13 protein-coding genes and 2 pseudogenes are annotated in these 17,769 nt (G+C 41.6%); 8 read left to right on the top strand and 7 right to left on the bottom strand.

The features are described from left to right. Window positions 1-13: 13 nt before the first annotated feature. A pseudogene (locus tag C1714_RS14635) lies at window positions 14-718 on the bottom strand (tetratricopeptide repeat protein); the annotation flags it as partial. Window positions 719-1,549: 831 nt separating this feature from the next. On the opposite strand from C1714_RS14635, the gene C1714_RS01090 reads away from it, so the two are divergent. Further along, window positions 1,550-2,725, top strand: coding sequence for an IS1595 family transposase (locus C1714_RS01090; protein WP_102341454.1), 1,176 nt, complete (start codon window positions 1,550-1,552; stop codon window positions 2,723-2,725). 49 nt (window positions 2,726-2,774) lie between these two features. Here C1714_RS01090 and C1714_RS01085 read toward each other — a convergent pair whose 3' ends face one another. The 3 genes from C1714_RS01085 to C1714_RS14520 form a co-directional block, all read right to left on the bottom strand. Beyond that, window positions 2,775-2,966, bottom strand: a complete 192-nt coding sequence (locus C1714_RS01085) for a hypothetical protein (RefSeq protein ID WP_102341453.1) — start codon at window positions 2,964-2,966, stop codon at window positions 2,775-2,777. Window positions 2,967-3,188: 222 nt separating this feature from the next. Continuing rightward, complete coding sequence (locus C1714_RS01080) at window positions 3,189-4,136, bottom strand: leucine-rich repeat domain-containing protein (protein WP_102341452.1); 948 nt, start codon at window positions 4,134-4,136, stop codon at window positions 3,189-3,191. Next, a complete protein-coding gene (locus tag C1714_RS14520; RefSeq protein WP_280951984.1) occupies window positions 4,102-4,227 on the bottom strand; it encodes a hypothetical protein in 126 nt (41 codons plus the stop codon). The genes C1714_RS01080 and C1714_RS14520 overlap by 35 nt, the downstream gene beginning before the upstream one ends. A 475-nt stretch (window positions 4,228-4,702) precedes the next feature. Between C1714_RS14520 and C1714_RS01075 the strand changes: the two genes are divergently transcribed. Then, window positions 4,703-6,178 carry an ISL3 family transposase gene (locus C1714_RS01075; RefSeq protein WP_102341451.1) on the top strand — a complete coding sequence of 492 codons (1,476 nt, stop codon included), beginning with the start codon at window positions 4,703-4,705 and terminating at the stop codon, window positions 6,176-6,178. Between the two features lie 255 nt (window positions 6,179-6,433). Here C1714_RS01075 and C1714_RS01070 read toward each other — a convergent pair whose 3' ends face one another. From C1714_RS01070 to C1714_RS01060, 3 genes are read right to left on the bottom strand one after another with little or no spacing between them, the layout of a single operon-like run. After that, window positions 6,434-6,733, bottom strand: coding sequence for a hypothetical protein (locus C1714_RS01070; protein WP_102341426.1), 300 nt, complete (start codon window positions 6,731-6,733; stop codon window positions 6,434-6,436). Beyond that, a complete protein-coding gene (locus C1714_RS01065) occupies window positions 6,730-8,145 on the bottom strand; it encodes an ISL3 family transposase (protein ID WP_167849870.1) in 1,416 nt (471 codons plus the stop codon). Before C1714_RS01065 ends, C1714_RS01070 begins: the two co-directional genes overlap by 4 nt. A 34-nt stretch (window positions 8,146-8,179) precedes the next feature. Continuing rightward, window positions 8,180-8,653, bottom strand: a complete 474-nt coding sequence (locus C1714_RS01060) for a DUF6431 domain-containing protein (protein WP_135567852.1) — start codon at window positions 8,651-8,653, stop codon at window positions 8,180-8,182. Window positions 8,654-8,840: 187 nt separating this feature from the next. Here C1714_RS01060 and tnpA point away from each other — a divergent pair, with 187 nt between their 5' ends. From tnpA to C1714_RS01030, 6 genes and pseudogenes are all read left to right on the top strand, one after another. Continuing rightward, window positions 8,841-9,302 (top strand): IS200/IS605 family transposase, encoded by a 462-nt coding sequence (tnpA, locus tag C1714_RS01055; RefSeq protein WP_280951983.1) that lies wholly within the window; start codon window positions 8,841-8,843, stop codon window positions 9,300-9,302. A 346-nt stretch (window positions 9,303-9,648) separates the two neighbouring features. Beyond that, a complete protein-coding gene (locus C1714_RS01050) occupies window positions 9,649-12,879 on the top strand; it encodes a leucine-rich repeat protein (RefSeq protein ID WP_102341450.1) in 3,231 nt (1,076 codons plus the stop codon). Window positions 12,880-12,928: 49 nt separating this feature from the next. Beyond that, window positions 12,929-15,769, top strand: coding sequence for a leucine-rich repeat protein (locus C1714_RS01045; RefSeq protein ID WP_102341449.1), 2,841 nt, complete (start codon window positions 12,929-12,931; stop codon window positions 15,767-15,769). Between the two features lie 158 nt (window positions 15,770-15,927). Continuing rightward, window positions 15,928-16,740, top strand: coding sequence for an IS1595 family transposase (locus tag C1714_RS01040; RefSeq protein ID WP_102341448.1), 813 nt, complete (start codon window positions 15,928-15,930; stop codon window positions 16,738-16,740). Then, window positions 16,686-16,964: a hypothetical protein gene (locus tag C1714_RS01035; protein WP_102341447.1), complete on the top strand. Its 279-nt coding sequence runs from the start codon at window positions 16,686-16,688 to the stop codon at window positions 16,962-16,964. Before C1714_RS01040 ends, C1714_RS01035 begins: the two co-directional genes overlap by 55 nt. A 65-nt stretch (window positions 16,965-17,029) precedes the next feature. Beyond that, a pseudogene (locus C1714_RS01030) lies at window positions 17,030-17,761 on the top strand (DUF4132 domain-containing protein); the annotation flags it as partial. Window positions 17,762-17,769: the final 8 nt, after the last annotated feature.

The following is a 17,769-nucleotide window of genomic DNA, read 5'->3' as shown; positions in this document are numbered from 1 at the left end:
GAGCCTTCTCATACCAGTCAACGGCTTTCTTCATATTGCCATTGCATCCGGTTCCGAACTGATAGCATCTGCCAAGATCTTTCATAGCAAGGCCATATCCCTGCTTTGCTGATTTCTGAAACAGTTCAAAAGCCTTCTTGTCATCCTGTTTCAGATACTCGCCTCTTGCATAGAAACAGCCAAGGCTGTGCTGACATGCAGCATTCCCAAGTTCTGCGCCCTTCTGATAATAATCAACTGCTTTTGCGGTATTCTGTTTAACTCCTCTGCCATGATCATAGGCCAATGCAAGCGGCCACATGGCTTTCGCACAGTTCTGCTCAGCAGATTTTCTTGCCCACTTTACGGATTCCTTGTAATCATTGCTAGGTCCTGCCTGTTCCAGCGTTCCTCCTAATTCCATTAGTTTTACTGCAAGTTCTGCCTGTGCTTCAGCATCACCAGCTTCGGCCTTGCTGAGCAGATCATCCATTTTTTCAAATTGTGCCGCTATTGGTTCAGCTTCCTCATCACCGGATTGTGACGCTTTCTTCATCCATTCTGCAGCCTTTTTAAAATCACGCTTCACACCGAAACCTTTGACATAAAACAGACCAAGATTGAACATTCCATTTGAATCACCTGCATCCGCCAGTTGTTCAAACCAGTATGCTGACTTTTCCGGATCCTGCTTTAAGCCGTCTGTCCCATTCAGATAAGCCATGGCAAGTGCTTCCATGCTGGCTGTATCCCCCTTTTCAGCCGTCGCTGTCATGTCAGTAGCCGAAGAATCCTGATCTGCATTTTCCGCAGTCATCTCATCCGCATAAGGACGAAGCATCAGTTCTTCCGGCATAAAGGCAACATGACAGGGAAGCTCCGGGCGCTCCATTCCCTGTACAATCTCAGCTGCAGCATCTTCAGCGCAGCCTGTTGCATGAAGAATTACTCCTGCCCCATGATTCCCAAGTTTTTTCAATTCATCTAACTTTCCGGAATAGGCCAGAAAACGACGCATTTCAACAACGGAAAGCATGTATAAAGTAAGAGATCTGTTTTCTTCCGAAAAATCATCCTGACTAAGTGAAATATTAAAGTTCTCATCAATGGTCCAGAAACGTGATCCCTGTATCAGATAATCAGATAATGCTTTACATTCATTTCTTGTATAAAGGGTTATTGTCACTTTTTCTTTGCCAGCTTTCAGAATACCCATCAATGTTATGTCTGTAAAATCGACGACCATCTCGTAAGCATCAGTTTGTTTCTTTGGAGTATACGTTTCCTTAAGTTCATCGTTCAGGATTTTCATCATTCTGCAGGCAAATGCGTACAATGTCTGCTGATCTATAAAAAGGTCAACTGATTGATCCAGATCGCCATTCATATCGTTTTGCTGCATTTCCTCTGCGCCTGGTTTTCTGTTCTCGTGATCATTGGATTTCGACATAATGCATTCTCCGTTTATCTTTTCTTTTCGCTAAATTAAACAAGATTTGGTTCACTATACGTTTTTATACACTCTCAAGTAGGAAACTGTCATTAGAAGCCATAAAAATGGAGGACAACAATGAGAGTTCCCGATGTTCTTTGTAAGTTTTTCAGCCTCACTGATTCCCAGCAGGATCGCGTCATCCGTGTCGTCAATGACATGGCGAATCTGAATGCTCAGCTTGCCGGGACCGAGCCGGAGGTATGTCCTAAATGCCATTGTGCCGACGGATTTACAAAAGCTGGCTTTGAGCACATTAAACATACGGACGGGAAGCGTACTGGCAATCCTTACGCCACTAAGCAGATCTATCGCTGCAAAACCCGTGGCAAGCGCTTTGTATATGATTCCGGAACCATGACGCAAAACCTCAAGATCACGCAGGAAGAATTCGTTGAGATTTGTAAGGACGCAATTCTCTGCGTACCGATGAAGAAAACCGCAGGCAGACTCAACCGGTCCATACAGTGTGTATTTGAGAACCGCCATAAATTTCTCTGTTTCCTTGAAAAAGCTCTGGGGGAAGAAACAGAAAAGCTGGGAGGTACCGTGGAAATAGATGAGACGTATGTGCTTGAGTCTCAGAAAGGAGCCAGGTCAATCAAACGGGAAGTTCGCAGAAGAGGCGAATCCAGCCATTACAGAGGAATTTCCCATGAGCAGGTCTGTATCGTCACATCTTCCGATCGTAATGGCCATGAAGTTTATANGCTTGAGTCTCAGAAAGGAGCCAGGTCAATCAAACGGGAAGTTCGCAGAAGAGGCGAATCCAGCCATTACAGAGGAATTTCCCATGAGCAGGTCTGTATCGTCACATCTTCCGATCGTAATGGCCATGAAGTTTATAAGACAGCCGGAACTGGAAGGCCCTCAGCAGACGATATTGATGAAGGATTCGAAGAAAAAATTGAATATAAATCAGAGATGTACGTAGATGGCTCGCATATTTACGACGATCTGGCGAAGAAAACCGAATGCGACATTCGTCATCTGAAAGGCTATGCGAGCTACAACAAAGTTGAGCATCTGAATACCGTCAACTGCATCCATTCCATGTTTAAGAAAGTCTACGCATTTTATCGGGGCGTCGCATCGTATTACCTCGATCGTTATCTAGCACTGTTTGTCTTTATGCGGAGATTTTTGGGTATGGTTGACAACGAAATTACAGAGCTGATTGTCAGGAAGCTGAAGGGGGTAAGGTATAACGTTACCCGTGAAAAATTAAAGCATGTGTACATGACCGCTTTATAGAAGCATTTCCAAAAGCTCGCATCAAATCTGGTTTAACTTAGCGTTTATTTTATATGATTCCAATTTTTTCAGCTTCCTGTATAACTTCTTCATCACTCATATTGTCAACGTTTATCATGTCCGCAAATGCTGCAGGACCACTGCCTGCATATGCAGCTGTTCCGTATTCATCTTTCAGTCTTCTACGAAGCTCTTCTACATCGATAAATGAATTATCAGAATCATTATCATTCCAGAACATATTTTCTCCTTTTTAAAATGCTCAAAATGGACAGTGATCTGCAGGTACAAATGAGAAACCATTATTTTCTGCATATTCCTCTGCTTTGCTGCCAGGCTTTCCATAGATCGTAAAATGATCTATTTCGTTTCCTTCTTCATCCTCATCGAATACAGGAAAACCATCCTCGTCCCATTCGAATGGGGCTCCTATAAATGCATTATCTGCAATCTTTTTAACTGACTAAGGAATATAAACATCATAAATGCTCGAATACTGGAATGCGTCGTCATCAATGACTTTCAAACATTCCGGAAGATTCCACTGCTTGATCCCCTGTGAACCTTCAAAAGCGCCTTTTCCGATAATTGTCAGTGTACCCGGAAGCTTTATAGATTCTAGTTGGCAGCCGCTGAAAGCGTATGCTCCGATTTCTTCGGTTCCATCCTCCATCAGAACTTTTTTTACAGGATTGCAGCTGAATGCATTTCTTCCAATCTTTTTGACAGAACCGGGAATATACACTTTTCTGATCGGCTCCAGACTTTTCCGTTTTTCCCGAGGAATCCTTCGGGTGCGATCATGATCATCCAGACTGAATAAATCCGGCCCTATTTCAGATAATTCTTTATGATCCAGCATTGATGGAATTTTAACGGTCGAGTGCCGCCCTGTATAATTCACAATCCGGACAGTTCCGTCTTTCAAAAGATTGTATTCCCATTCTTCGAAAATAATGCCATTCCTTGTTATTGGTTTCGGAATATCAACCTTCTTCTGATCTACTACTTTCTCTGAACCGCCGAACATTTCAATAAATTTATCTTCAGTAATGACAGGCACATTGAGCTTCTTCGCTTTTTCTCTTTTGGCTGAATAACCATCGATGTTATCAACGAGATAATCTGTTTTTTTACCTACGTTTTCTGTCACCTTACCGCCATCTGCAGTAATGCATTCCACAATTCCATCTCTACCTTGAAAGTGCTTCATCTCACCTGCAATGACAAACTTCTTTCCCGCACAACTATGCAACTGATCAGAATTCCCAACCTTTTTCCTTTCGGTCATGTCCCAGGTGTCAGCCATTTTTTCATAAGGAGGATCAAAGAACATGTCCTCTGAATAATTGTACTGATCATTATCCGGATCATATTCATCCGGATCCCCATCCGAAAAGCCATCCGGCATCTGGATCCTGCTGCACAATCTTCATTGCTGCATTCAACCCCTCCACCGTAGCAAAGATCCTTGGCAGCTTACTCATGAAACCTGTTCCCATATCGTATTAATCCTCCTTATCTTGTAAAATCAGAACGGGCACATTTCAACTGAAATAAGGCTGAATTCATTTCCATAACTTATAATTGATAAAAGAAATACAGAGTGACACACATCACAAGCATCTGTCTATTATTAGCAGAGATGGATTATTTCCTCTTTTGCTTCTTAAGAGTATTTTACCAGAAATTGACATTCAGTCAGCAATGAGATCAGCAAAAAGCAATGAAAAGAGCAGGTCCGGTTAATCAAGCCTGCTCTCTTCTCCTTGGGGTCTCCAAAATCCTTGGGGGAGTGAAGTTTGGGGGACCACTTTGGGGGACCTCCTGAATTCAACTTTGGGGGACCGGGATTCATTTGAATTTTATTGACATATTTCAAGAATAAAAGGAAAGAGTGACCAGCGGGGATATACCTTGCCAGCCACTCTTTTTCGCTCCTATCATGGTGATTGCTGAGTCAACGACGAAGGAGCGATGATTAACAAAGAAAGTATAACAAGGATTTTGAGACTTGGTGATGATTCTGCAGACGTCACCGATGTTCAGATAAGCAGCGACACTATTGAGGTCACTCTGCAGAAGAAAGATCAGGTGATGTTCTGCCCTGAATGCGGATGCCGGATGGAATCTAAAGGTATTCGTGTGCGAAAGGTAAACCACCCTGTCATGCAGGACGGCTATAAGCTGATTCTGCACGTCAAAGAACGCAAGTGGCACTGCCGAAACTGTAATTTCTATACGCACGACCGATTCAATTTTCTGGAGGACTACAAGCAGAACACCTCGCTGGTCCCGATCATGATCGTAAATGAGATGAAAGACCTGCATGTCACGGCCAGGCAGGTTGCTGTACGCTTCAATGTATCAGATACCTATGTTATGACAACATTTATGCAGTACGTGAATATGCCCCGCCTGAAATTCACGGAGGCGATCTGTGTGGATGAGGTTCACATGGTATATGACCGTAGAGATCTGTACAGCCTGGTAATCATGGATTTCAAGAGCGGTCAGGTGATTGATATGCTGCCAAACAGCTATGAGAGCACTTCACAGGAATACTTCCTCAATATCCCGAGGGAAGAGCGTGCAGGCGTCAAGTATCTGATCTGCGATATGTACAAGCCATATATCAATTACGTGCAGAGATACTTCTACAATGCCATTGCGATCGTTGATAGTTTTCATGTGATTCAGCTGATCATCAACCGGATCAGGCAGTATATTCGCATGGTCATGAAGAAATATCAGGAGCTCGACAGAAAGGAACTGAAAGAAAAGAATTACAGAAATAACGCAAGCCATAAGACGATGCGTGAATCACGCGAGGTCACTTATCTGAGACGTTATGACTACTTCCTTCTGAAAAATCATGATGACATCGACTTCACGGCTGGCTGGCGTACTTCAAAACGCGGCAATGAATATTACTTTGATCCCTACGTTTATGAGAAGAATTTCTTGGGACTGGACAAGAACTTTTCGAAGATTCGTGACCTCAAAGAATTGTATGTCCAATTCAATAAGAGACACGTCAACGATCCCGAAGGAGCTTCGGAAGATCTGAATAAGATCATTGATACTTATCAGAACAGTGATCTCTCCATGTTCAGGGAGATTGCTGTCACTCTGAAGACGTATCATGACAACATCGTCAACTCTTTTACCTACATCTCCGGAGCTGACAGAAAGAACTCTAACGAGATGATGACACGACTGTCCAACGGCCCCATGGAGGGATTTAACGTCCTGCCAAAGGATCTCAAAAGACAATCCAGAGGCGTCAGTAATTTCGAATACACCCGCAACAGAATCCTTTGGGCAACACGTGAGCAGAAACCAATGCTTGCGATACCTCGCAGCCGCGAAGACGTTCATACTTCTACCGGAAAGAAGCGCGGCCCATACAGTAAACAAAGCGGCAAGCAGGATACCTCATTAGATAAATAATACGGAGGAAAGTCGTTGACGCAGCACTCCTGCCAGATCGATGACAGAGGATCATCTCTTCTGTCATACTGCCCCACAAGAAAATCCGGAAGCCAAAGGTCACATCACTATGGCGATCTAAATTTATCTGGGGATGCCTCGAAAACGAAGTAAAAAAACTTGGGGTGTCGGGGTACCCCATGAAGGTTTATCCCACCACGAAACCGTCTGGTAAAACAGGCGGTTTTTGAATGGAAAGGAAAAGGAGACCGCCTGTTACGGCTGCGTCTCCTGAAGTTCTTCGTATTCGTCCAGAAACATCTCACAATAGATGGCGATGCGGGCAAGCATCTCGTCTGTGTTCATGGCATACAGAGTCATATTGCTCGTTTGGTTACGCTGCTTCAGCTCACATTCAATGCCGCGCATTAATCGCTGTGCTGAGCGGCATATTCGGTTCATGGAACGAATGCTGGCCTGCAGATATTGTTCTGCTTCTTTGCCATACAAACGGGCTCCTTCTGCAGTGATCCATGCCTGTTCGGGACTCAGGGGCTGAAAGCTGGTTGAAGTCATTGCTTAACCTTCTTTGGCGGAATGACAGGATTCAACATTGGCTTGGAGCTCTTTCTGAGCACATAGAGGCAGCGGCTGCGGAACCTGTCCCAGTTGGTATATCCGTTGGCTGCTTTCTTGATCGTCTTGATGATTGAGTTCCGGTTCTCCATCAATCCGTTATTCAGTTTTATGTCGGACACTACCACCTGGCCTGTGTCCTTATCGACTGTATGACGCTGCTTTACGACAATGAAGGAGTTGATAATCTCCTCTCTCCAGCTGATCAGGGTGCGGGAGAACTCTTTCATTTCCGGAATACCACTGGCTGCGAAGGACTGAATCAGTTTGTTCAGCTCCTGGGGAGCAGTATCGTAAGTGCAGTTGTCATAGAAGTCCACAACGTCATCCTTGAGGTCCCATGCCTTTTTCAAATCGGGATGAACGGCTTCGATCATGGCTTTAATTTCGTAATAATTGAGGAACCGGTTCAGCTTGCGGTTCATTTTCCTTGGATGGCCGGGATCGAACAGCTTTTTACCATCTTTGTCTCTGGCGTCCAGCCGCTTGAATATCATCCAGTTGAATGTCTTCAGCAGATAATACTCGTTGGTTTGTGTTTTTGTGCCTTCAATATATTTTGGAGTCTGCTTCATTACTCTGATCCGGACGCTGTCAGCCTTTCTGGAGAGCTCCTGGCTGACATGATAATGGTCAACGGAATGATAGGCCTTAGGGAACAGCTGACGTATGATGGCGCGGTATTCACTATACATGTCCGTGGCAATCATTTTGACGCGCTTTCGCTCTTCCACTGGGATTTTGAGAAAGTAGCTGAGCAGATAATCTTTTCTTCTGCTTGGCAGGATATCCACCGGCTCCTGTGACTCAAAGTCGAGAATAACGAACACATATTTTGAGTTCTCTCCCGGATGATAAAATGCGTAGTTCTCATCCCAGCACATCAATGTGGGCAGAGGTCTTCGCGCCTCCTTTACGTGGGCATCGAAGACGGAGGCAGCGGTTGTGGGAGAGATGTGATACCGCTTAGCGACGGAAGCGAAGGTCTCGGTCTGAATCTTCAAATCGTTCAGAATGTTTTCAACCGTGAGGGCGGAGATGTGCTGCTTCCTGAAACAGAATGGATTGTTCTCATAGTACGTTCGATGACAGACAGGACAGATGTACCTGCGGGCATGATAGAAGATGGTGCACTCACGATCAGTAAAGACGCCGTGGCTTATCTTCTTGTCAATGTAGTCCTTAACCCTTGGCAGGGTACAGCCGCAATCGGGACAAGGCGGATGATCCGGCCGCAGTAAAACATGGACAGACGCACTGCCATTGTCATTATGGAAGATGACATTCTCCACACTGCCTGTATCGAGGTTAAAGAATTCAAGAATGGCCTGTTTATCAGATTGTTCGGACATAGATCTTCTCCTTTGAGCCCAGCATAGGGGAAGATCAGGAAAGGCCCAAGTCAAAGTCATTTGGCCCATTCAGGCAGAGATTGATTCCGGCCACCCAGCCACTGGAAGAATCATATTCCGGAGCCCGGCGGACATCACGCCGGAATAGAACACGAAGCTGTTGAAGCAGCGAATCAGGCGGATCAACCAGCTTCAGGAAAATCCGGAGCTGCACAATGAGCTTATCGAGCCATTTGTTCCAACGGTAAACGGAAGAATCGGAAGGAAGCGAATAACGATCAAGATCCAGATCATTGTCCAGAGCCGATTCGATGGTCTGCACCGAGTAGTGCTTGTAAGGGACAAGGAAATCAGGGAGAACACGGTGATGTCTTCCGTTGGAAGAGACGGCGACAGGAATCCAGATCCAGTAAGAACCTTTTGGCGTTTTAACGCACCTTCTGGCAGTTCCGCAGAATCTCATTGGCAGGCCTGTTTCAGGATCCAAAACAGGTTCGCTGCATTTCATCAAAAATCATTCAGATGATTAGGATGTTTAACAATTTTGTATTGTGAATGTGGTACACTAACCATGGTTTTGGTTATGGGTTCAGAGATGGCTGGAAACTAGTCTCTGAACCTTTTCCTTTCTATTGATGTCTCTAACCGCATGATAATCGGTAAATACGAAAAGGAGAAGGTCTTTGTGCCTCCCCATGAGGGTTTACAGCTCTTTAACTCCTCCCGGATCATCAATCCCAGGATTTCTTAGAGGCACCCCCAAACCCCATCTATTTTTAGATAGTCCTTATCACGTAGTATTTATTCCGAAGTATCGGTGCAAGAAAATGTACGGAGAGCTGAGGAGGGATGTTGTCGAAATCTTACGCAGAGTATGTGAAATAGAAGGAATCAAGTTGATCAAAGGGGCAGTATGCAGCGATCATGTTCACATGTATATATCAGTTCCGCCCAAGATCAGTATATCGACGGCGATGTCACGAATTAAAGGAAAGAGTTCACTGATGATCTTCGATCGGCATCCGGAAAAGCGTGACAAATACGGACGACATTTCTGGGCAAGAGGATACTATTGCGAAACCGTTGGAAACGTGAACGAAGAGACAATAAAGAAGTATATAACGGAACAGGAAAATTCAGATCGAATTGAGGGATAAGCTTCCTTTAGGAAGCAGCCTGTAAAAAAATGGTCGATTAGACCTCGCCTTTAGGCGATGGAAGAAATGAATCCCGGAGGGATATGCGCAAACCACCAGCAGAGCTGGTGGTCATGACTTTGTAGCTTTTTAAAGTCAATAAATGTTAGAAGAAGCTTAGACCGTAAAAAAATACTCCATTAATTAATTCTTCCTTTTTAATAAGCCAGAATTTTCCGAAGTATGATCCGATGAATCAGTTTGTACTTGACTGGTAGTTGACATAAGAAAAGCAGATGAAGATAAAAATCAGTTTTCCGAGCTATAGGTAATTTTCCATTCTATTAGAACAGGAGAAACTTCAGCAATGAATAATGAGTTTATCACTGACAAAAATGGTTTTCTTACAAAATATACTGGGAAAGCCGTTGAGGTTTTTTTTCCAAAAAACATAAAGACCGTAGCAATCGGTTATTTTGACGGCAGTACTTTTGATGGAACAACAGGCATACTTGGGAAAAGTATTCGCAGAGTTACATTTGAAAAAGGTATGAAAAAGATACCGGAAAATGCTCTGCTTGGTGATACTGCTTTGACTGAGGCTGTAATTCCATCCGGTGTCAAGAGCATTGGAAGCAGAGCGTTTGGAAACTGCAGCTCATTGAAAACTATTCTTTTACCAGAAGGAATAGAAAAGATCGGCACAGCGGCATTTTCAGAATGTACTTCTCTTGAAAACATAGTGTTTCCTGAGTCACTCAAAGTCATTGAAGAAAGTGCTTTTTATGGTTGTGCGAACTTAAAAACAATAATTTTCAATAACGGTTTAAAAGAAATCGGACAGAGATGCTTTTATAAATGTCCACTGACTGAAGTTATTATTCCTGAAAGTCTGCAGAAAATCGGATGTGAAGCTTTTACATGTGATCCTGCCAGTATTGATTATACGGATAACGAAAGGATATCAATCAGAAGTGGAAGCTTGATTATAAAAAACGCAGATGGCAGTATTTCGTCTGTTCTGCCATCACGGGATTTATGTATTATAACAGCAGCTGGTTCTAAATGGGACAATGAATGTGTCTATATTGCTCAGAATAAACTTTCTGAAACTATCTTACGCCTGCCTCAGTCTGACAGGGAGCGTTATGAATTGTCAGCACATGATAGCAATGAAGCTGCTCAAATAGCAGTTTATATGAGCGGCGTGAGCCGGAATGAAACAGTAAACTGGAACAGTACTGCATTCAACCCACATGAAATTATTGAAGCAATCATGAATATTCTTCAGCATGAAAAAGGTGCAGAAGTCTATTGCTATGAATCGAATGCGACCGGATTTGTCCTGAGAAATCAAAAGAATTTCAGTATTGCGGATCTTAGAAAATTCTATGATTTCATGCTTAATAGAAAAAGCGATGCAGTAAAAATGTTTACCGAGAATTCTGCCTTCCAGAAGTTTCTGAAAAAGCCTGAAGCTGTAATCAATCACATATTTACTGGAAAAGTAACTTATCATTTAACAGATTCCAATACAAATGCAGGAAACACTTCAGATATAGCTGAAATAGGCAGATGGTTCATCGATATAGAAAAACTATCTGCAGATGGATTGGCAAAGCCTGATCCAGTAAGAAGAAGTCTTCAGATAGATATGAGCAATCTTACTGTTTTCAATGCAAGTAAGCTTGCTCTGTATATGGAGGGAAAGAGAAAAAACAATCTGCTTGTACAGGAAATACAGCATCAGAGAATCAGTTTTTCAGATGTAATTGCGAATGTTGTAAATACTCTTTCTGCGTGTGAGCAGAATGATTTACTGAGTCAATATAAAAAAGATGCCTCAGAATTCATAGGAGCTGCTGGAGCAAATGCAAACGGTGAAGATCTTGAAATATTTCACAGATTTCTATCTGGCGAAATATCTCCAGCAGATAGAAAAGCCGAAGATAATAAGAATTCAGGGAATAATCAAAGCTCTGCTGATGAAGACCATCTGGAAACTTCTGTGAAGTTGAATTGGAACAAACTTGATCCGGATGCGGTAAGAAGAACAAACCAGCTTGGTCTGAGCCCAATTCATTACAGGAATGGTCAATTATGCTCAATGCAGGCACTTGTGTTTGTTCTTGCTTCGTACAGCGGGCAGATGAAGCAGAGTATTGCGGCAACTGCTGACGAATATAAAACCCTGAACTTGGGATTTGATTTTTCCCAAGATGCTGATCGTATTCAAGCTGAAATGAATCAGGAAGAATTCAGCGATCTCTTGGACCGTTTTGAAATTCAGTACGGAGAGCTGAGATTCAGCTCGGATGGAAAGCGCTTCAAAAAATGCCATGGTTCATTTTTGATCTCCTATGCAAGATATGGAAATGAAAAACAGATTGCACGGCTTATTGCAGCGGTGAATAAACAAGGTTTTTCCGGTCGTGGAGGACGAGGTTTCCTGATGCTGATTCGAAACGCATTGCTGCTGAGCGATACAAAAGCTGCATTGCTGCAAATCAGCAAAAATGCAAATGAGTATGATCTGAAATACTATGCAAAGATCAGAAATACTGATATCGATACAATTATTGACCATAAGTTGATTGATTTCGGACTGGATGAAGACGGTAAGAAAATATTAGATCTTGGCAGCAGGCAGGTTGAAGTCTGCATATCGGATGACCTGAAGGTAAATCTATATGATCCAGCCACAAAGAAAGAACTGAAATCAATTCCTAAAAAAGGAACTGATCCTGTACTGTATGGTGAAGCAAAAGAAGATATCAGTGAAATGCGAAAAAATATAAAAAGTGTGATTTCTGATCGCAGGCATATCCTGCTGAGATCATTTCTGAATGAAACGGTCTGGAAGGCAGATCAGTGGAAATCATCATATGTGGATAATCCGGTTCTACGGAACATTGCTAAACGTATTGTCTGGGCTCAGGGAACTGATACATTTACAATAAAAAATAAATCATTCATTACATTTGATGAAACACCATACGAGCTGAATCAGTCAGCAGTTAAAGTGGCACATCCCCTAGCAATGACTTCATATGACATAAAAGCATGGCAGAAATATTTCACAGCCAGCAATCTTGCACAGCCATTCCCGCAGATCTGGGAATGTGTGCATCATATTGAGGACATAAAACCTGATCGGTATGCAGGCATGGGAATTCCATCTTATCGTGTGAAAAATGCAGATGAACATGGCATTCATTTCCATGATGAAGATTTCCATGATAAGCGGTATTTTACAACGGATGATATGTCAATTGATAATCACTGCATTCATGAGATCAGACATGTGATTCCAGAGGATGAAAGGGTTGCTCTTGGAAATGTTACTATTTCAAAAATCACAAGAAAAAATAATCACATTCTTTATCTTCTCGACATGTGGACGCTGAGGGAACGTATTCGGAAAAATGAAGATATCAATGAATCAATTTTAAACGGTTTCACGCTGCAGCAAATCATGGATCTGATTGATGAAGCAAATGCCTGCAAGGCAGCAAACTCAATTGTGGTTCTCATGAATTATAAGAATAAAAATTTTAAAGATTATGATCCGATGGATCAGTTTATCTTAGATTATTAAGCAAAGATTATAACTAGCATTAAACAGCAAAAGAAAGAAATGTTTAGATATGACAAGTGATTTTGAAACAGATAAAACCGGAAAAATTCTCACAGGTTATCATGGAAATTCAACATGTATAAATGTACCGGAAGGAATTGTAATTGTAGCATCGGACGCATTTAAAAACAGCAATATAACTTCTGTACTATTTCCTGCCAGCTTGAAATTAATAGGTTTTCATGCATTTGAAAACAGTATATCTTTGCAAAGCGTAGTTCTTCCAAATCTGTCTGCTCGCATAATGGACGGAGCATTTAGTGGGTGCAGCAAACTGGCTGATGAAAATGGATTTGTAATAATAAATAATCATCTAATTGAATATTTTGGAGATAATGTCGATGTACGAATACCAGATGGTGTAACAGATATCCAGTCAACAGCATTTGAAGATAAGGGAATCAGCAGCATCTATATACCTGGTTCAGTAAAAACAATCGGAAGCCGCGCTTTCGCAAATAATGGGGAGATTCAAATAAAGACGGATTATGATTTTGATTTTTCAAAAGTATTTGTCAGTTCTGATTGTTTGCTGGGATGTACAGTGCATAAAGATGAAAGCGGTCTTATCATTCGTAATAATGCAGTAGTAAAGTATTTAGGCATTAATCCAAAAGTTGAAATACCAGAAGGTGTTTCTGCAATTAAGGACCATGCTTTTTATGAGAATCACCTAATCACGGAAATCATCATTCCGGAATCAGTGAAGATAATTGGGGATTATGCTTTTAGCGGCTGCAACAATTTAAAAACAGTTATAATTCAAGGAAAAAATGTAAAACTAGGAAAAAATTTAGTTAATTGGTGCAGTGGCATAGAGAAATTTGAACTATATGGATGTGATATGCCAGTTGATATTCATGATGGAGTAAGCCTGGCAGAAAATAATTTTTTGTATTTACCCAGTAAGCTGGTTCCATTTGTATCCGATTTTCTTGACATGCTGAGTGATGCAGATATAAAAACATGTATTTTAGCAGATAAGAAAATATGGCAATCACTGAGTCTGGAACAGCAAGCAGATACTTATGTTAAATTGATGAATGATAAATTCCAGTTTAAGAGTTTTTTTAAAAAGTGTATCGGTTCTGGTGACATCGTTCCTTTAGGACAGAAGATTTTTGAAAAAATATCGGAAGATCCCGGCAGAAGTCATCTTGAAGGATTGATGTGGTATCTGGAAACTTATTATAAAAAGCTATCTGATGATTATGTAAAAGATGCATACGAATTAATAATAAAGCATGATACAGATGGCTCATTAAAGAAACGCTTTAATGAAAACAGGGCATTGAAAGAAAAATTTTATAGTGAAGAAGAACTTAAGGGACAGACCAATATAGTTGAAAATATGGTTCTTGATCGAATGAAGTCAGAAAAGATCGATCTGGAAAAACTTGGTAAAAAGCTTTATTCAAAATTCCTGTTAAGACCTTCTGATCTGCCTGAGCTATATGACAGCAAAGGAAATAAGCTTGATTATTATGTGCTGGAATGGCTTTTATGTACTGATCGGAGTGCCAGCTCAGTTATAAAGCTTCTGGATCATGAATGTTTCCACAAGGCCCTGAATGATCTGGCTGATAAGTATATCTGCAATGGATTCGCAGGAATCAAGCAGTGCTATCTGGCTTATCCGCTTTGCAGGTATGCTGATGAGGATCTGATGAAAAAAATGTGCGCTGCCGCTCCAAAGCTTGCGACTCACTCCAGCGGAAGAAATTCCCGTGCGATGATTGTATTCCGTGAAGCAGTGCGTGAGAGCGATACACGTTCTGCAATTATGTTTGCGGATAAATACAATGAACTTGATAAATATGCAGAAGCCAGGAATAAAAGTGTTGATGAACTGCGCGATATGATATCGGATACAGGCTTGAATGTGGATGATCGCAAAGAGTACGATCTTGGTAATCAGAAAGTTGTCGCATTCCTGAAGAATGATTTAAGTTTCATTATAGAACTTCCGAATGGCAAAACCGCTAAATCACTCCCCAAAAAAGGTGCAGATCCACTGAAATATGCTGATGCAGCAGCTGATTTTGCAAAATTAAAGAAAGCAGTAAAAGATATATATAAGTACAGGTCCGATGCACTTTTCAAGGATTTTCTCAGTGGAAGCGAAAGAACACCAGAAAGCTGGGCTAAAACATATCTTGACAATCCTGTTTTGAATCACTTAGCACGTTTAATCGTATGGAAACAGAGTGAAGCAACGTTTACAGTAACTGATCATGGTGCTGTAACTTCTGATGAAAAATCTTATGAAATTGCAGAAGAGCCTGTCGCTGTAGCTTATCCAACTGAGATGAAGCCAGTTGATCTGAATGCATGGAAAACATATTTTACTTCTCATCAGTTAAAGCAGCCATTCCTTCAGATCTGGGAGCCTGTATGTGATCCTTCAGTGATTAAAGCAGATCGCTACTCAGATTTATCAATTCCATATTATCGATTTGCCAATCAGGAAAAAAATGGCATACACGCAGAAAAACAGTCAGGAAATATCGAAATAACCTTTGATGACTGTAATGTCCGGATTACCAGATTGGATTGGAATTACAGCATAAAAGATAAATTCAGCATTGACTCATTCAAATTTTCAAAATTTACCCGAAAGGTCAATCATCTTATAGCTTATTTTGACAAAATAGCTGTTTACGATTTGATCCATAAAGATGATGCTAGCTTTAAACCGATACTTAATGAATTTACGCTTCCTCAAATCAATGAATTCATCAAATATGCAGGTGAAAACAAATGCGTCAATGCATCAGCAGTTCTGCTTGAATATAAGAATCAGAAATACGGAACTTCAGATCCGTTGGATGAATTTGAACTGAACTGGTAGCTGGCAATATGAACTAAGTAAGCAAAGATGCCATCAATATTGATTGATCTCCAGCAGTAAAACTTTACGCTAAATTAAACAAGATTTGGTTCACTGTACGTTTTTGTAACCCTCAAGTAGGAAACTGTCATTAGAAGCCATAAAAATGGAGGACAACAATGAGAGTTCCCGATGTTCTTTGTAAGTTTTTCAGCCTCACTGATTCCCAGCAGGATCGCGTCATCCGTGTCGTCAATGACATGGCGAATCTGAATGCTCAGCTTGCCGGGACCGAGCCGGAGGTATGTCCTAAATGCCATTGTGCCGACGGATTTACAAAAGCAGGAATTGAGCACATTAAGCATACGGGTGGAAAACGTACCGGCAATCCCTATGCCACAAAGCAGATCTACCGCTGCAGATCCTGTGGCAAACGCTTTGTGTATGATTCCGGAACCATGACGCAAAACCTCAAGATCACACAGGAGGAATTCGTTGAGATCTGCAAGGATGCGATTCTCTGCGTACCGATGAAGAAAACCGCAGGCAGACTCAACCGGTCCATACAGTGTGTATTTGAGAACCGCCATAAATTTCTCTGTTTCCTTGAAAAAGCTCTGGGGGAAGAAACAGAAAAGCTGGGAGGTACCGTGGAAATAGATGAGACGTATGTGCTTGAGTCTCAGAAAGGAGCCAGGTCAATCAAACGGGAAGTTCGCAGAAGAGGCGAATCCAGCCATTACAGAGGAATTTCCCATGAGCAGGTCTGTATCGTCACATCTTCCGATCGTAATGGCCATGAAGTGTATAAGACAGCGGAAACAGGGAGGCCATCAGCAGAGGATATTGATGAAGGATTCGAAGATGAAATCGAATGCAAATCAGAGATGTACGTAGATGGCTCGCATATTTACGACGATCTGGCGAAGAAAACCGAATGCGACATTCGTCATCTGAAAGCTATGCGAGCTACAACAAAGTTGAGCATCTGAATACCGTCAACTGCATCCATTCCATGATCAAGAAGATCTATGCCTTTTATCGAGGCGTCGCATCGTATTACCTTGATCGTTATCTGGCGCTGTTTGTCATCAAGCGGAGATTTTTGGGTATGGTTGACAACGAGATTACAGAGCTGATTGTCAGGAAACTGAAGGAAGTGAAGTACAACGTTACCCGTGAAAAATTAAAGCATGTGTACATGACGTCTTTTTAAAGCTATTTCAATGAGGTGGCATCAAATCTCGTTTAACTTAGCGAAAGGAAAAAACTGTTTCAGCTTGGAAAGAGATTTATTTTAACAATCCCGTACTGAAACATGCGGAAATGCTGATTGTGTGGTCGCAGGGCAATTCGACTTTTACAATGGATTCAGAAGGTTTTATTGACAGTCATGAAAAGTCGTATGTACTTAATGATGCGTCAGTAAAGATTGCTCATCCACTGGAAATGATGTCAAATGATTTGGAAGAATGGCTGAAATATTTTACTGCCCATTCCTTGAAACAGCCATTTCTGCAGATATGGGAGCCGGTTATCAATCCTGCAGATGTGAGATCCGACAGATATGTTGATTGTAAAATTCCATATTACAGATTTCTTGGACAGGAAAGGATTGGCATAACAGTAACAGACAGTGATTTTCACAATGAAATTTCAATCACATTTTCTGATCTTAATATAGAAATCAATCGTGTTAACTGGGGATACAAGCACCTGATCAATCCAACTGATCGATTTAACATAGCATCGGTTGGTGTGAAAGAAGAGTATACCCGAAGAGCAAATCATCAGCTTGCTTATCTGGACCACATCACTGCCTTGGAAAGAGTGCATAATGATGATGTAACGCTTGCTGATCAGTTTCCCTGTTTTACATTTGCTCAGATCAATATGTTTATTTCAGAAGCCGAAAAAGTGCATGCAGTTAATGTTCTTGCTCTTCTTCTGAATTATAAAAATCAGCAATTCTCACAATTCGATCCGATGAGTGATTTCACGCTGAACTGGTAAAGGAACAT

Origin of the sequence: Galactobacillus timonensis (assembly GCF_900240265.1) — a bacterium.
GTDB lineage: Bacteria > Bacillota_I > Bacilli_A > Erysipelotrichales > Erysipelotrichaceae > Bulleidia > Bulleidia timonensis.
Note: the sequence above shows the minus strand (reverse complement) of the source record. Positions and strands in the feature narration are given on the sequence as shown.

What these genes read in the sequence shown, in the direction of transcription:
- C1714_RS01075 (WP_102341451.1), top strand. Translation starts at nt 4,703, where the DNA reads ATGATTAACAAAGAAAGTATAACAAGGATTTTGAGACTTGGTGATGAT.
- C1714_RS01040 (WP_102341448.1), top strand. Translation starts at nt 15,928, where the DNA reads ATGAGAGTTCCCGATGTTCTTTGTAAGTTTTTCAGCCTCACTGATTCC.
- tnpA (WP_280951983.1), top strand. Translation starts at nt 8,841, where the DNA reads ATGAGGGTTTACAGCTCTTTAACTCCTCCCGGATCATCAATCCCAGGA.
- C1714_RS01070 (WP_102341426.1), bottom strand. Translation starts at nt 6,733, where the DNA reads ATGACTTCAACCAGCTTTCAGCCCCTGAGTCCCGAACAGGCATGGATC.
- C1714_RS01060 (WP_135567852.1), bottom strand. Translation starts at nt 8,653, where the DNA reads ATGAAATGCAGCGAACCTGTTTTGGATCCTGAAACAGGCCTGCCAATG.
- C1714_RS01050 (WP_102341450.1), top strand. Translation starts at nt 9,649, where the DNA reads ATGAATAATGAGTTTATCACTGACAAAAATGGTTTTCTTACAAAATAT.
- C1714_RS01045 (WP_102341449.1), top strand. Translation starts at nt 12,929, where the DNA reads ATGACAAGTGATTTTGAAACAGATAAAACCGGAAAAATTCTCACAGGT.
- C1714_RS01035 (WP_102341447.1), top strand. Translation starts at nt 16,686, where the DNA reads ATGCGACATTCGTCATCTGAAAGCTATGCGAGCTACAACAAAGTTGAG.
- C1714_RS01065 (WP_167849870.1), bottom strand. Translation starts at nt 8,145, where the DNA reads ATGTCCGAACAATCTGATAAACAGGCCATTCTTGAATTCTTTAACCTC.
- C1714_RS01080 (WP_102341452.1), bottom strand. Translation starts at nt 4,136, where the DNA reads ATGCCGGATGGCTTTTCGGATGGGGATCCGGATGAATATGATCCGGAT.
- C1714_RS14520 (WP_280951984.1), bottom strand. Translation starts at nt 4,227, where the DNA reads ATGGGAACAGGTTTCATGAGTAAGCTGCCAAGGATCTTTGCTACGGTG.
- C1714_RS01085 (WP_102341453.1), bottom strand. Translation starts at nt 2,966, where the DNA reads ATGTTCTGGAATGATAATGATTCTGATAATTCATTTATCGATGTAGAA.